The sequence below is a fragment of the Kitasatospora sp. NPDC036755 genome, from assembly GCF_040636595.1.
Lineage (GTDB): Bacteria > Actinomycetota > Actinomycetes > Streptomycetales > Streptomycetaceae > Kitasatospora.
The window spans coordinates 1-13,846 of the sequence record NZ_JBEZUT010000232.1 but is presented as its reverse complement, the minus strand read 5'-3'; the positions used below and the strand labels follow the sequence as shown (position 1 = coordinate 13,846).

14 protein-coding genes and 2 pseudogenes are annotated in these 13,846 nt (G+C 73.4%); 11 read left to right on the top strand and 5 right to left on the bottom strand.

From position 1 onward, the window contains the following. Nucleotides 1-413: 413 nt before the first annotated feature. On the top strand, nucleotides 414-1,274 hold the full coding sequence (locus AB0E96_RS28590; protein ID WP_359828507.1) for an SAM-dependent methyltransferase: 861 nt from the start codon (nucleotides 414-416) through the stop codon (nucleotides 1,272-1,274). A gap of 105 nt (nucleotides 1,275-1,379) precedes the next feature. Here AB0E96_RS28590 and AB0E96_RS28585 read toward each other — a convergent pair whose 3' ends face one another. Next, a complete protein-coding gene (locus tag AB0E96_RS28585; RefSeq protein WP_359828505.1) occupies nucleotides 1,380-2,249 on the bottom strand; it encodes a DNA-formamidopyrimidine glycosylase family protein in 870 nt (289 codons plus the stop codon). Nucleotides 2,250-2,357: 108 nt separating this feature from the next. On the opposite strand from AB0E96_RS28585, the gene AB0E96_RS28580 reads away from it, so the two are divergent. The 5 genes from AB0E96_RS28580 (at nucleotide 2,358) to AB0E96_RS28560 (ending at nucleotide 5,783) form a co-directional block, all read left to right on the top strand. Then, a complete protein-coding gene (locus AB0E96_RS28580) occupies nucleotides 2,358-2,852 on the top strand; it encodes an SRPBCC family protein (RefSeq protein ID WP_359828503.1) in 495 nt (164 codons plus the stop codon). 98 nt (nucleotides 2,853-2,950) lie between these two features. Beyond that, nucleotides 2,951-3,610 carry a hypothetical protein gene (locus tag AB0E96_RS28575; RefSeq protein ID WP_359828501.1) on the top strand — a complete coding sequence of 220 codons (660 nt, stop codon included), beginning with the start codon at nucleotides 2,951-2,953 and terminating at the stop codon, nucleotides 3,608-3,610. A 103-nt stretch (nucleotides 3,611-3,713) separates the two neighbouring features. After that, the gene (locus AB0E96_RS28570) at nucleotides 3,714-4,505 is read left to right on the top strand and encodes a thioredoxin domain-containing protein (RefSeq protein WP_359828499.1); all 792 of its coding nucleotides are present in this window, start codon (nucleotides 3,714-3,716) and stop codon (nucleotides 4,503-4,505) included. After that, the gene (locus AB0E96_RS28565; protein ID WP_359828497.1) at nucleotides 4,502-5,122 is read left to right on the top strand and encodes a vitamin K epoxide reductase family protein; all 621 of its coding nucleotides are present in this window, start codon (nucleotides 4,502-4,504) and stop codon (nucleotides 5,120-5,122) included. Before AB0E96_RS28570 ends, AB0E96_RS28565 begins: the two co-directional genes overlap by 4 nt. A gap of 76 nt (nucleotides 5,123-5,198) precedes the next feature. Continuing rightward, on the top strand, nucleotides 5,199-5,783 hold the full coding sequence (locus tag AB0E96_RS28560) for a dihydrofolate reductase family protein (protein WP_359828495.1): 585 nt from the start codon (nucleotides 5,199-5,201) through the stop codon (nucleotides 5,781-5,783). A 25-nt stretch (nucleotides 5,784-5,808) separates the two neighbouring features. On the opposite strand, the gene AB0E96_RS28555 is transcribed toward AB0E96_RS28560, so the two are convergent. After that, nucleotides 5,809-6,792, bottom strand: coding sequence for an adenosine deaminase (locus AB0E96_RS28555; RefSeq protein WP_359828493.1), 984 nt, complete (start codon nucleotides 6,790-6,792; stop codon nucleotides 5,809-5,811). A gap of 208 nt (nucleotides 6,793-7,000) precedes the next feature. Here AB0E96_RS28555 and AB0E96_RS28550 point away from each other — a divergent pair, with 208 nt between their 5' ends. Both AB0E96_RS28550 and AB0E96_RS28545 read left to right on the top strand, forming a co-directional pair. After that, on the top strand, nucleotides 7,001-7,282 hold the full coding sequence (locus tag AB0E96_RS28550) for a DUF6158 family protein (protein WP_359828492.1): 282 nt from the start codon (nucleotides 7,001-7,003) through the stop codon (nucleotides 7,280-7,282). A gap of 156 nt (nucleotides 7,283-7,438) precedes the next feature. Beyond that, nucleotides 7,439-8,827, top strand: a complete 1,389-nt coding sequence (locus AB0E96_RS28545; RefSeq protein WP_359828490.1) for an NADP-dependent succinic semialdehyde dehydrogenase — start codon at nucleotides 7,439-7,441, stop codon at nucleotides 8,825-8,827. Between the two features lie 73 nt (nucleotides 8,828-8,900). Here AB0E96_RS28545 and AB0E96_RS28540 read toward each other — a convergent pair whose 3' ends face one another. Together AB0E96_RS28540 and AB0E96_RS28535 are read right to left on the bottom strand one after the other, a co-directional pair. Continuing rightward, complete coding sequence (locus tag AB0E96_RS28540; RefSeq protein ID WP_359828489.1) at nucleotides 8,901-9,194, bottom strand: hypothetical protein; 294 nt, start codon at nucleotides 9,192-9,194, stop codon at nucleotides 8,901-8,903. 54 nt (nucleotides 9,195-9,248) lie between these two features. Beyond that, nucleotides 9,249-10,232, bottom strand: coding sequence for a Ku protein (locus tag AB0E96_RS28535; protein WP_359828487.1), 984 nt, complete (start codon nucleotides 10,230-10,232; stop codon nucleotides 9,249-9,251). Between the two features lie 150 nt (nucleotides 10,233-10,382). On the opposite strand from AB0E96_RS28535, the gene AB0E96_RS28530 reads away from it, so the two are divergent. From AB0E96_RS28530 to AB0E96_RS28520, 3 genes and pseudogenes are all read left to right on the top strand, one after another. Beyond that, nucleotides 10,383-10,628, top strand: coding sequence for a hypothetical protein (locus AB0E96_RS28530; RefSeq protein ID WP_359828486.1), 246 nt, complete (start codon nucleotides 10,383-10,385; stop codon nucleotides 10,626-10,628). Nucleotides 10,629-10,894: 266 nt separating this feature from the next. Then, nucleotides 10,895-12,334 (top strand): amino acid permease, encoded by a 1,440-nt coding sequence (locus AB0E96_RS28525; protein ID WP_359828484.1) that lies wholly within the window; start codon nucleotides 10,895-10,897, stop codon nucleotides 12,332-12,334. A gap of 193 nt (nucleotides 12,335-12,527) precedes the next feature. Continuing rightward, nucleotides 12,528-12,731: pseudogene (locus AB0E96_RS28520) on the top strand (helix-turn-helix transcriptional regulator); the annotation flags it as partial. 1,023 nt (nucleotides 12,732-13,754) lie between these two features. On the opposite strand, the pseudogene AB0E96_RS28515 reads toward AB0E96_RS28520, so the two are convergent. Beyond that, nucleotides 13,755-13,846, bottom strand: a pseudogene (locus tag AB0E96_RS28515) (LuxR C-terminal-related transcriptional regulator); the annotation flags it as partial.

Below are 13,846 nucleotides of genomic sequence, written 5' to 3'. Positions count from 1 at the left end.
TCGGCCTGCCGTACCGCTACACCGGCGCCCCGGCGCCGCCCTCCCCGCCGCCCCAGGGGCTCCGGCATCCGGCGGCCGCTCCCAACAGGGACATTCCGGCCGCGACCAGCAACAATCTGCGCGAAGTAATCTGACGATCTGACAGCATTGTGAATGCTTCCCCCGGCCGTCACCGCCGCTCCCCGGCGGCAACTCCGACGGCCCCGATCACCACTCCGACGGCCCAGGAACGACCCCGATCCGGGCCTGCTCCGGACCCGACCCGACCCCGGGACGGCCCGACGACGCCCGTCCGCACACCCCGCTTCCGAAGATCTTCCACCGATCTTCCCCGACCGGACGCTCCACCTCCCCTCCGGGCCGCTACGCTGTGCCTTCCCCAGTGTGATGATCTGCCATCAGAGGACGTGGCCATGACGACAAGTCAGGACTCCCCCCGCCAGGGCCAGCAGGACGACACCGCCCCCGAGCCCAGCCAGTGGGAACGTTTCGGCGTCGACACCTCCGCCCCGCACTCTGCGCGCGTGTACGACTACTGGCTGGGGGGGAAGACCAACTTCCCGCCGGACCGCGCCATGGGGCAGGCCATCGAGCAGGCCGTGCCGAGCGTCAAGGCGATGGCCAAGGCCAACCGGGCGTTCCAGGGCCGAGCCGTCCGCTACCTGGCCCAGGAGCACGGCATCCGCCAGTTCCTCGACCTCGGCACCGGCATCCCGACCTCGCCGAACACCCACGAGATCGCCGAGGCGGTCAGCCCAGGGACCCGGGTGGTCTACGTCGACAACGACCCGATCGTGCTCGCCCACGCCCGCGCGCTGATGGTCTCCAGCCCGGCCAGCCGCACCACCTACATCCACGCCGACCTGCGCAAGCCCGAGGAGCTGTTCGCCGACCCGGCGCTCACCTCCACCCTCGACCTCACCCGGCCCGTCGGCCTGCTGATGATCGCCGTGCTGATGCTGATCGCCGACGAGGACGACCCGTGGGGCCGGGTCGCCGCGCTGCGCGACGCGCTGCCGGCCGGCAGCTGCATCGCCCTGACCACCCCCACCCCGGACTTCGACCCGGAGTCGGTCGGCAAGGTCGCCGAGGCCGCCCGGGCCGGCGGGATGACCCTGGTGCCGCGCGGCTACGACGACGTGGTCCGCTTCTTCGACGGCTGGGAGCTGGTCGAGCCGGGCGTCGCCCCGGTGCTGGCCTGGCGCCCGGACGGCGAGCCGCCGGCCGACCCGAAGGCCGCCTACTACTGGGGCGGCGTCGCGATCAAGCGCTGACGATCGGGCGCTGACGATCGGGCGCCGAGACCGCCGAACGCCGGGTGGGCGCGGCCACGGGCCGTCCCACCCGGCGAGGATCCGCAGGACACGCCCCCGTCGGCGTCACTTCAGCAGCCGCGACATCCGGCGGTCCGCCAGCGGCTTGCCACCGGTCTGGCAGGTCGGGCAGTACTGCAGCGAGGAGTCCGCGAAGGACACCTCGCGGATGGTGTCCCCGCAGACCGGGCAGGGCTGCCCGGTCCGGCCGTGCACCCGCAGACCGAGCTTCTTCTCCGCCTTCAGGTCCCCCGCCGCCAGCCCGCGCGAGCGCTCCACCGCCTCGCGCAGCGTGTCGCCGAGCGCCGCGTACAGCCGGGCCACCTCGTCCTCCGTCAGGTTCGCGGCCGTCTTGTACGGCGACATCCGGGCCGCGTGCAGCACCTCGTCCGAGTAGGCGTTGCCCACCCCGGCCAGCACGCTCTGGTCCCGGAGCACCCCTTTGAGCCGGCGCCGGTCGCCGCGCAGCAGCGCGGTGAAGTCCGCCAGGGTGAAGGCCGGGTCCAGCGGGTCCGGGCCGAGCCTGGCCACGCCCGGCACCTCGGCCGGGTCCCGCACCACGTGGACGGCGAGCCCCTTCTTCGAGCCGGCCTCGGTGAGGTCGAAGCCGTCCCCGGCCTCTCCCGCGAGCCGCAGCCGCAGCGCCAGCGGGTTGCGCGGGCTCGGTCGCGGCGGTTCGGCGGGCAGCGCCTCCTTCCAGCGCAGCCAGCCGGCCCGGGCCAGGTGGACCACCAGGTGCAGGCCCTCGGCCTCGATGTCCAGGAACTTGCCGCGCCTGGTCACCCGGCCGACCGTCCGCCCCTCCAGCGCCGTCACCGGCGGGTCGTACGTCTTCAGCGCGCTGATCGCCACCGGCTGGACCCTGGCGATCACCCGCCCGGTCAGCCGCTCGGACAGGAAGGCGCTCAGCGCCTCGACCTCGGGCAGCTCCGGCATGCGCCCAGTCTCCCCCGGCCCACCGCCGGGCGCGCGTCCGCACGAGCGCCCCCGTTGCCCGCCCCCACCCCGAGGCGCAGGCTGGAACGGAGGGAGGTGCCGCGCACCATGAGCACCCTTGAGGAACAGATCGACGTCGCCGTCCCCGTCCTCGCCGCCTGGGAGCAGCTGCACCGGGTGCACGAGTACCCGCAGTTCGTCGACGGCGTCCACAGCGCCCAGCCGCACGGCCGGAACCTCGCGCACCTCGGGGTGGAGATCGACGGCGCCGAGCGCTCCGTCGACGCCGAGATCACCGACCGCGGCCGGGGCCGGGTGATGGCCTGGCGCACGACGGACGCACCGCGGCTGCGCGGCGCGTTCGCGCTGCTGCCGCTCGACGCCGGGCACACCCGGGTGCAGATCCGGGTGGAGTACGACCCGGAGGCGGTGCACCGGGAGTTCGGCGGGCCGCGCGGTTTCGCCCAGGCCGGGGCGATCGAGCGGGCGGTGCGCGAGGACCTGGACCACTTCCGGGAGCTGGTCGAGGCGCGGGTGAACACCGCCGAGGCCCGCCCGGAGCCGTCGCAGGCCCCCGGCCGGGCTTCCGGCCGGCACTCGTAAGCACCGGATAAGCGCAGCTCAGCGCGGGTGGTGAGGCTCTTCACAGCTCGCCGCCCGGCAGACCGTTCCACTTTCAACCTGTGGCAGACTCGGGTGCCATGGACATCGGACCGGTCACCAGGACGCTCCGCGCGGCGGTCTTCGCCGCGCTGGTCGTGCTGCTCGCCGGGCTCGGCCAGGTGCTGGTCACCGGCCGCGCGCTGCCCGTCGGCCCGATGCTGCTGGCTTCGGCCGCCGTCTTCGGGGTGGCCTACGCGCTGGCCGGCCGCGAGCGCGGCTACCCGGCGATCGCCGCGGTGTTCCTGCCGCTGGAGCTGTCCGCCGGCGCGCTGTTCGACCTCGCGCAGAGCACCTGTCCCTCACTGCCGCCCGGTGCCGGGCACGGCCTCCAGCCGCTGCTGTGCGGCGGGGGCTCGCTCGGCGGTTTCCTGCTCGGCCACGGCGTCTCCGCCCGGACCGGTGTGCTGCTGCTCCTGCTGCTGCACACGGTGATCGCGCTCGCCGGCGCCTTCTGGCTGCGCCGGGCGGACGCCGCGCTGTGCTGTCTGGCCGGGGCCGTCCGGATGCTGGGCGAGTTCCTGCACCGCCACCTGCCGGCCGCCGCCCGCTGGCTGCGGCTGCTGGCCGCCCCGCTGCCCGCCCGTCCGCCGGCGCGGGTGCCGTTCCCCCGGGCCAGCCGCGTGCTGGTCCCCGCCGAGGACGTCGTCGTCCGTCCGGCCGTCCGGCGCGGTCCGCCGGTGTTCGCCCTGGCCGCCTGAGCGTCGGCGCTCCCGCCCGCTCGGCCGGCTGTTCTCTCCTCCGCGCCGCAGGCCCCGGCCTGCCGTGCCTTCCCGTACGCCCGAGAGCACAGGACGACACCCCATGAGCAACGCCCGCAAGACCGACAAGAAGACCTCCGCCACCGACCGCATGCGCGCCGCCCGCGTCCGGGCCGAGCGCTCCGACCGGATCCGCCGCCGGGTGGTGGTCGGCGGCGCGTCCGCCGCCGTGCTCGCCCTGGCGGCGGGCGTGGCCTTCGCCGTCGGCGGCTCCTCCGGCTCCGGTTCGAACGCCGCGAACGGCCCGCTGGTCGTGCCGGCCAACGCGAGCGGCGCCGACGGCACCGTGATCACCTACGGCAAGGCCGACGCCCCGCACACCCTGGAGGTCTACGAGGACTTCCGCTGCCCGTTCTGCGAGCAGCTGGAGACCACCACCGGCAAGGCGATCCAGCAGCTCGCCGACGAGGGCACGTACAAGGTCGAGTACCACCTGGCGACGTTCCTGGACAACAACCTCGGCGGCAAGGGCTCGCGCACCGCGCTGGCCGCGGCCGGCGCCGCGCTGAACGAGGGCGTCGACAAGTTCAAGGCGTTCCACGACGTGCTGTACGCCAACCAGCCGGACGAGCGCAGCGACGCCTTCGGCGACGTCAACCACATCCTGGACCTGGCCGGCCAGGTGCCCGGCCTGAAGACCGACGGCTTCGTCAAGGCCGTCCAGGACGGCACCTATGCGCCGTGGGCGGCCAAGGTCAACCAGGAGTTCAACAAGAGCGACGTCACCGGCACCCCGACCGTCAAGCTGGACGGCAGGAAGCTGGACGTCCTCACCAACGGCAAGGCCGTCTCCCCCGAGCAGTTCACCGCGATGGTCAAGCAGGTGACCGGATGACGGCCGGCGCCCCCGCCGTACGGCCCGCTTACGGCGCGGGCCGCCCGTTCGCCTGGCTGCTGCTGATCGGCGGCGCGGTCGGCCTGTTCGCCTCGACGGTCCTCACCCTGGACAAGATCCGGCTGCTGGAGGACCCGTCCTACGTCCCCAACTGCAACATCAACCCGATCATCAGCTGCGGCTCGATCATGCGCAGCGCGCAGGCGGAGGCCTTCGGCTTCCCCAATTCGCTGATCGGGCTGGTCGCCTTCGGGGTGGTCGTCGCGGTGGGTGCCGGGCTGCTCGCGGGAGCGGAGTTCCGGCGCTGGTTCTGGCTCGGACTGCAGGCCGGGACGGTGTTCGGGGCCGGCTTCGTGACCTGGCTGATGTACCAGGCGCTGTACCGGATCGGCGCGCTCTGCCCGTACTGCATGGTGGTGTGGGCCTCGGTGATCCCGCTGTTCTGGTACACCACGCTGCACAACCTGCGGTCGGGCGTGATCCCGGTGGGCCCCCGGCTGCGGGTGGCCGTCCGGGAGGCGGCCCGCTACCACTGGGTCGTCCCGGCCCTGTGGTACGCGGTGATCGCGCTGCTGATCCTCAACCGGTTCTGGTACTACTGGAGCACCCTGATCTGATCCCCGTCCGCCGCTCTGTCCGCCGCCCCGTCCGCTCCCGGCGGGAGGGCGGCGGACCGTCCCCCGTGGGGGTGCCATGCGTCGCAGGATCGTCCTCTTCGTCTCGGTGTCGGTCGACGGCTACTTCGAGGGCCCGGACCACGACCTCGAATGGAACCTCGTCGACGACGAGGTGCACACCCACTTCAACCGGGTGCTCGCCCGGATGGGTGGTTTCGTCTCCGGCCGGGTGACGCACGAGCTGATGGCCTCCTTCTGGCCCACCGCCGACCAGGCCCCGGACGCCGACGCCACGACGACCGAGTTCGCGGGCATCTGGCGCGACATGCCGAAGACGGTCTTCTCCCGCACCCTCGACCACGCCGACTGGAACACCACCGTCGTCCGCGAGGTCACCCCGGAATCGGTCGCCGCGCTCACCGCCGGCCCCGGCGGCGACCTCGCCCTCAGCGGCGCGAACCTGGCCGAGTCCTTCCTCGCCCGGGACCTCGTCGACGAGTTCCGCTTCTACGTTCACCCCGTCGTCCTCGGCCGCGGCACCCTCTTCTTCCGCCCCGCCGACCACCCCGTGCCGCTCGTCCTCAAGGACACCCACCGCTTCACCAACGGCGTCACCCTGCTCCACTACGAGCGCGGCGGCCCGTCACCCCTGGACGGGTGACGGGCCGCCGTCGCACTCGGGCGCGTCAGAACGTGTACGCCGCGACCTCGGCCAGGAGCTCGGCGCGGCGCTCCTCGGTGATGAAGGAGGCACGGAAGGAGTTGGCGGCCAGGCGGCGCAGGGTCTCCTGGTCGAGGGCGAGGGCCTCGCGCACGGCCCGGAAGTTGTCCTCCACGTAGCCGCCGAAGTACGCCGGGTCGTCGGAGTTGACGGTGACCAGCAGGCCGGCCTCCAGCATCTCGCCCAGCGGGTGGTCGGCGAGGGTCTCGATGCAGCGCAGCCGCACGTTGGAGAGCGGGCAGAGGGTCAGCGGGACCTGCTCGCGCACCAGGCGGGCGACCAGTTCGCCGTCCTCCAGGCAGCGCAGCCCGTGGTCGATCCGCTCGACGCCGAGGACGTCCAGCGCCTCGGTGATGTACGAGGCCGGGCCCTCCTCGCCCGCGTGGGCGACCCGGCGCAGCCCGGCCTCGGCGGCCCGGCGATACACCTCGCGGAACTTCACCGGCGGGTGGCCGACCTCGGCGGAGTCCAGGCCGATGCCGGCGATCCGGTCGAAGTGGGGGCGGGCGGCCTCGAAGGTCTCCAGCGCGGACTCGGCGGACTCGTCCCGCAGGAAGCACATGATCAGCTGGGTGCTGATGCCGTGCCGCTCCTCGCTGCGCTCCAGCGCCCGGGTCAGCCCGTCGACGACCACGCCCAGCGGCACCCCGCGGGCGGTGTGGGCCTGCGGGTCGAAGAAGATCTCCGCGTGGCGGACGCCCTGCTCGGCGGCCCGGGCCAGGTAGGCGTCGGCGAGGTCGGCGAAGTCGTCCTCGGTGCGCAGCACGGCCATCAGCGCGTAGTAGAGGTCGAGGAAGGACTGGAGGTCGCTGAAGGAGTAGGCCTCGCGCAGCGCCGCGGTGTCGGCGTACGGCAGCTCGACGCCGTTGCGGGCGGCGAGCTCGAAGGCGAGTTCGGGCTCCAGGGTGCCTTCGATGTGCAGGTGGAGTTCGGCCTTGGGAAGCGGCATGTGCGATCTGTCCAGCGGTAGCGGGCGGTCCTGAAAGGAACGGAAGGATCCATCCTATGAGCTGCTCGGTGTCGGTGGCCTGGCGGGCGGCTCCCGTGGGGTGCGCGGCGCGGGCGCGGCGTGGGGACCGCCGCACGATCGACCGGGTGCACCCGCGGCGCTCCGCGGGCACCCTGGAGGAGGGGACTTCCGCCGAGGAGGCACCGAGATGCGGCACGCCGAAGACCCGCACATCCGGCCCGCGGGCATCTCCCCGCACGCCCTGGGCAACGACACGCTCCTGCACGAGCTGGAGCAGCTGCACCGCACGCGCCACGAGACCTTCCTGTACGGCTCGGAGGAGGCACTGAAGCGGCACACCCTGCGCACCGGGGAGCTGGAGGCCGAGTACCTGCACCGCTTCCCCGGGCGGCAGGTCACCGCCGCGCGGACCAGGGCCGGGGCCCGGGCCCGGGAGGCCGCCGCCCGCGTGGAGTCCCTGCCCGAGTGAGGCCCCGCCGCCCGGGTGCGGTCCCCGCCCGGGTGAGGGAGCGGAGCACGCGCCCGCCGGGACACGCCGGGCGCGCGGTGGTGTGCCCGGGGCGGGGCGGTCGGGGAGGGTGTGAGGGCAGACGCACCGGACCCCGACCCGACCTGGGAGCCCCGCATGCCCATCGCCAGCGTCAACCCCGCCACCGGCGAGACCCTCCGGACCTTCGAACCGCTCGACGCTGCCGGGATCGAACGGCGGCTGGCCCGCGCCGAGGCCGCCTTCCACGGCTACCGCGGCACCTCCTTCGCCTCCCGCGCCGCACTGCTGCACCGCGCCGCCGGCCTACTGGACCGGGACCAGGAGACGGTCGCCCGCACCATGACCGAGGAGATGGGCAAGCCGCTCGTCGCCGCCCGCGCCGAGGCCGCCAAGTGCGCGAAGGCGATGCGCTGGTACGCGGACAACGCCGAGGCCCTGCTCGCCGACGAGCACCCCGCCCCGGCCGACGTCGCCGACTCCGGCGCCGCCCGCGCCTACGTCCGCTACCGGCCGCTCGGCCCGGTCCTCGCCGTCATGCCCTGGAACTTCCCGTTCTGGCAGGTCGTGCGGTTCGCCGCGCCGGCCCTGATGGCCGGGAACGTCGGCCTGCTCAAGCACGCGTCCAACGTGCCGCGCACCGCGCTGGCGCTGGAGGAGCTGTTCCAGCGGGCCGGGTTCCCGGAGGGCTGCTTCCAGACCCTGCTGATCGGCTCGGGCGCGGTCGAGGGCGTGATCCGGGACCGCCGGGTCGTCGCCGTCACCCTCACCGGCAGCGAGCCGGCCGGGCGGTCGGTCGCGGCCATCGCGGCGGACGAGGTGAAGAAGGCCGTCCTGGAGCTGGGCGGCAGCGACCCGTTCGTCGTCCTGCCGAGCGCGGACCTGGACGCGGCGGTGCGCACCGCCGTCCGGGCCCGGGTGCAGAACAACGGCCAGTCCTGCATCGCCGCCAAGCGCTTCATCGTGCACACCGACGTGTACGACCGCTTCACCGCCGCCTTCACCGAGGCGATGCGGGCGCTGCGGATCGGCGACCCGATGGACGAGGGCACCGACGTCGGCCCGCTGGCCAGCCGCCAGGGCCGGGACGACCTGGAGGAGCTGGTCGAGGACGCCCGCACCCGCGGCGCCCGGGTGGAGTGCGGCGGCGGGCGCCCGGAGGGCTGGGACACCGGCTGGTTCTTCGAGCCGACGGTGCTGACCGGCATCACCCCGGCGATGCGGATCCACCAGGAGGAGACCTTCGGCCCGGTCGCCACCGTCTACCGGGTGGCCGACCTGGACGAGGCGGTGGCGCTCGCCAACGACACCCCCTTCGGGCTCAGCGCCAACGTCTGGACCACCGACGAGGCCGAGCGGGAGCGCTTCGTCCGGGACATCCAGGCCGGCGGGGTGTTCTTCAACGGGATGACGGCCTCGCACCCGGCGCTGCCGTTCGGGGGCGTCAAGCGCTCGGGGTTCGGGCGGGAGCTGTCCGGGCACGGGATCCGGGAGTTCTGCAACGTCACCACGGTGTGGATCGGCTGAGCCCTCCCGGCCCCGGGCTCCCCGCCCGCCGGCCCGGGAGCCGTCCCGGCGCCCCGGGCCGGTTGCGGCCGGGTCAGGAGGCCATCCGGTGCCGGCCCGGCCCCGGGGTCATCCAGCGGGCGACCACGCCGCCCATGGCGATGACCGTCAGGCCCCAGAAGATCGCCATCGGCACCAGCACCGGCAGCAGGCTCACCTGGACGGCGACCATGGCGAGACCGATCGACAGCGCGATCATGAACGTCACCACGGTGGGGCTGAGGCTGAGCAGCCAGTGCCAGACCCGGTGCCCGAAACCCCGGTTCCGCCGGGCTTCGGGCGCGGCCTCGGCCCGGGCGTCGATTTCCTGGTAGGTCAGCAGGTCCATCGGGATCGCCTCCAGTGCTGGTCGGCTGGACGGGGGGAGCCTGGCCCGGAAGGGTCAGGACGCCTTGCGGGGGGACTTCCGGGTGGTGGTCTTCCTCGCCGCCGCGCTCCCGGCGGTCCGCTTGGCGGAGGACTTCCCGGTCGTGCCTCCGGCCGGCTTCGGGGCGGCCTTCGCGGTGGTCTTCTTCGCCGGGGCGCGCTTGCGCGGGGCGGGCTCCTCCCCCTCGGTGTCCCCGGCGCCGCCCGTCCCGGCGCCGCCGTGCCCTCCCTTGGCCTGCTTGAGGCTGCTGCGCAGCGCCTCCATCAGGTCGATCACGTTGTCCGGCGCCTCGCCCGGTTCCTCCTCGTGCGGGACCTCCACGCCCTCCAGCCGCGCGGTGATCACCTGCTGCAGCGCCTGCTGGTAGTCGTCGTGCAGCTGGGAGAGGTCGAAGTCCTCGGAGAGGGTGTCCATCAGCGACCGCGCCATCTTGAGTTCCTGCGGCCGGACGGTGACGTCCTCCTCGGGCGCGATGCCGGACACCGGCCGGACCTCGTCGGGCCAGATGCAGGTCTGGAGCACCAGGGTGTTGTCGTGCACCCGCAGCACCGCGGGCGACTCCCGGGTGCGCAGCGCGATCTTGGTGACGGCGATCTGCCCGGACTCGGTGAGCGCGTCGCGCAGCAGCGCGTACGGCTTGGCGGCGGCCTTGTCGGCGACGCCCACGTAGTAGGCCTTGGAGAACATCAGCGGGTCGATCTCGCCCTCGTCCACGAAGGCCAGCACGTCGATGATCTTCTTGCTGGGCAGCGGCAGGTCGGCGAGGTCCTCGTCGGAGAGCGTGACGGTCCGCCCGTCGGGGGACTCGTACCCCTTGGCGATCTCCGCGTACGGGACTTCCTTCTCCTCCCGCTCGCAGTACCGCTTCATCCGCACCCGTCCGCCGTCCTTCGCGTGCACCTGGTGCAGCGGGACGTCGTGCTCCTGGGTCGCGGAGTACAGGTGGACGGGGATGCTGACCAGCCCGAAGCTGATCGTCCCCTTCCAGGTGGTCTGCATGGGGTCGCTCCTGACCGGCGCGCGCCGGGAGCCGGCCGGCGCCGAGAACGCTCGGGATGCGCCTACGACATGTCCCGAGAGTCCCACTCTGCCCGGATTTGCGAGGATCGGCCACACCGCACCGACAATGGGCCGAGGAGGTCGATGCGGATGACCACCCGGAGCCGTCGGGACCGGCGGGACCGGCAGGACCCGCACCGGGCGCCACCGCCCGAGCGGTACGGCTACCTGGTGACGTACGCGGTGCGGGGCGAGCCCGGCGCACGACGCGCGGAGGTGACCGTCCTGCCCGGATACTCGCAGGAGGAGGACATCCCCCGGATCCTGGCCGCCCGACTGACCGGGCGGCCGACGGACGAGGCCTCGATCACCGTCCTCGACGTGCGGCCGATCTGACCGCCCACCCACGGGCGATTTGAGCCCCAACAGAGCTTGGCGACCTTCCCGAATGCTGACAATGCGTCAGATTTGAGGTTTCCATGCCACCTTTCCACCCACCCCGACCAGGCCTTTTGCGTCCGTTGAGCGAACAGTTACCAAAAGATTGTTCCGATCATCGGTACGTAGAAGTTAGGTTGCGACGCAATGCGCGGGCCAGTCCCCCACCCTCCGGCACGACGAGTCGAGGGTCACACCGCGCTGGAAAGGCACAGGGTCCCTAGATGAGTGCGGACACCACCAAGCCCACGACGGCCACCAAGGTCCCCCACCAGCCGACGCCGATCGGACACGGCGGCGACGGCAACCTGAAGGCCGGGCTCAAGAACCGCCACCTGTCGATGATCGCCATCGGCGGAGTGATCGGCGCCGGCCTCTTCGTCGGCTCCGGCGCGGGCATCGCGACCACCGGTCCGGGCATCCTGCTCTCCTACGCCATGGCCGGCGTGCTGGTCGTCCTGGTGATGCGGATGCTCGGCGAGATGGCCGCGGCCGACCCACAGAGCGGCTCGTTCTCGGCCTACGCCGACCGTGCGCTCGGCCGCTGGGCCGGGTTCTCCATCGGCTGGCTGTACTGGTTCTTCTGGGTCGTGGTGCTCGCGGTCGAGGCGACCGCCGGCGCGAAGATCCTCAACAACTGGGTGCCGGGCGTGCCCCAGTGGGGCTGGGCGCTGATCGTGATGGGCGTCCTGACCGCCACCAACCTCTTCTCGGTGGCCTCCTACGGCGAGTTCGAGTTCTGGTTCGCCGGCATCAAGGTGGTCGCGATCGCCGCGTTCCTGGTGGTCGGCACCCTCGCCGCCTTCGGCCTGCTGCCGGGCACCCACGCGGTCGGCACCAGCAACCTCACCGGCCACGGCGGCTTCCTGCCGCACGGGGTGGGAGCGGTGTTCACCGGAATGCTCACCGTGGTCTTCGCCTTCATGGGCAGCGAGATCGTCACCCTGGCCGCCGGTGAGTCGGAGGACCCGGAGAAGGCGGTCTCCAAGGCCACCAACAGCGTCATCTGGCGGATCGGGATCTTCTACCTGGGCTCGATCCTGCTGGTGGTCACCCTGCTGCCGTGGGACTCCGCCGACGTCAAGGCCAGCCCGTACGTGGCGGTGCTGGACCACATCGGCATCCCGGGCGCCGGCCAGGTGATGGACGTGATCGTGCTGACGGCCGTACTGTCCTGCCTCAACTCCGGGATGTACACCGCCTCCCGGATGGCCTTCTCGCTGGGCCAGCGCGGGGACGCCCCCAAGTCCTTCGCCACGGTGACCTCGCGCGGCGTGCCGCGGGTGGCGATCCTCTCCTCGGTGGTCTTCGGCTTCGTCGCGGTCTTCTTCAACTACACCTCGCCGGACACCGTGTTCGCGTTCCTGCTGAACTCCTCCGGTGCCGTCGCGCTCTTCGTCTGGCTGGTCATCTGCGCCACCCAGCTGAAGATGCGCAGGATCATCGAGCGCGAGATGCCCGAGCGGCACACCGTCCGGATGTGGCTGTACCCGTACCTGACCTGGACGGCCATGGGCATGATCGGGTTCGTCATGGTGTACATGTTCACCGACGCCGACGGGCGCAAGCAGATGTACCTGTCGCTGGTCACCGCAGCCATCGTGCTGGCGGCCTCGGCCGTGGTGGGCCGACGGCGGCGGGCCGCGGTGGCGGCGGGCTCCTGACCCGTCCGCCCCGTGCGGGAACGCCGGGCCCGGGAGCCGATGCGGAGGCTCCCGGGCCCGGCGCCGTTCTCCAGCCCGACCGCCCGCTGCCCGCCGGCCGTCCATCCCTCCAGTTTGACCATGGCACGTCAACGGGGATACCAGGGCATGACGCTCCCCCACGAGCGCCACCCCGCCCCCACCGGGAGACCCCGTGCCCTCACCCGCTCCCGCACCGCCCCCGCCGCCCCCACCGCCACCGCCGTCCCGCACCGAACCCGGGTCCGCCCGCCAGCGCTTCGGCCGCCGGCTGCGCCACTGGCGCGAGGCCCGCGGCCTCAGCCAGGCCGAGTTCGGCCGGCTGCTCGGCTACCACGACTCGCTGATCAGCCGGGTCGAGAACGCCCGCCGCTGGCCACCGCCGGGAATGCCCGCCCGGGCCGACGAGCTCCTGCTCGCCGACGGCGAACTGGACGAGCTCTGGCAGACCGTCCGGCGGGAGCGCGAACACCTCGGCGAACGCGCCGCCGCCCGGCCCCCGCTCACCGTCCGCACCGACCCGCCGGACGCCGCCACCGTCGAGGTGCTCACCCACCTGCTCGCCGTCTACCGCGCCGCCGCGGGCCGGATCGGCGGCGAGGAGCTGGCCGCCGTCCTGGAACACCACGCCCACACCCTGCTCGGCGGACGGCACCCCGAGCCCCACCCGGACCCCGCCGCCGGACTCCCGCCCACCGACCGCTCGCCCACCGACCGCTCGCCCACCGCCTGCTCGCCCGCCGCCCGCTCGCTCGCCGCCCAGTACGCCGAACTCGCCGGCTGGGCCCACTTCGAGGGCGACCGCCCGGCCCGCGCGCTCAGCTGGTACGCCACCGGACTGGAATGGGCCCGCGCGAGCGACGACCGGGCCACCACGGCCGCCCTGCTCGTCCGCCAGAGCACCCTGTACTGGTGGCTCGGCGACCCGGCCACCGCACTCGCCCTGGCGCAGACCGCCCGGACCGTCGCCCCTCCCCGGCCGGGGCTGTGGGCCTGGGCCGCCGTCGTCCAGGCCCACGCCCACGCGCTCGCCGGACAGGCACCGCAGGCCCGCCGGACCCTGGCGGACGCCCGGCGGCTGACCGGCGCCGCCCTGCTCTCCGGCGAGCCGACGCCCTGGACGGCGCGCGCCGAGCTGGTCCTGGCCGTCGCCCACGGCACCTGTCACCGGGACCTCTCGCTCCGCACCGGCCGCACCGCCCACGCCCGCGCCGCGGCGGACCGGCTGGAGACGGCCCTGCGGCTCCTCGACCGGGCCGCCCACCCGCGGGACCACGCCCTGGTCACCGCCCGCCTCGCCGGCGCCCACGCCCTCGCCGGCCGCCCCGACGCCGCGGTCGCCGTGCTCTCCCGGCTGCCGCCGAACACCACCGGCCGCATCGCCCGCGAGCAGCGGCGGGCCGGTGCCCAGCTTGCGGGCGATCCGGGCGAGGTGGCTCTTGACGGTCAGTGCCGACAGGCCCATGGCCACGCCGATCGCCTTGTTGGACTGCC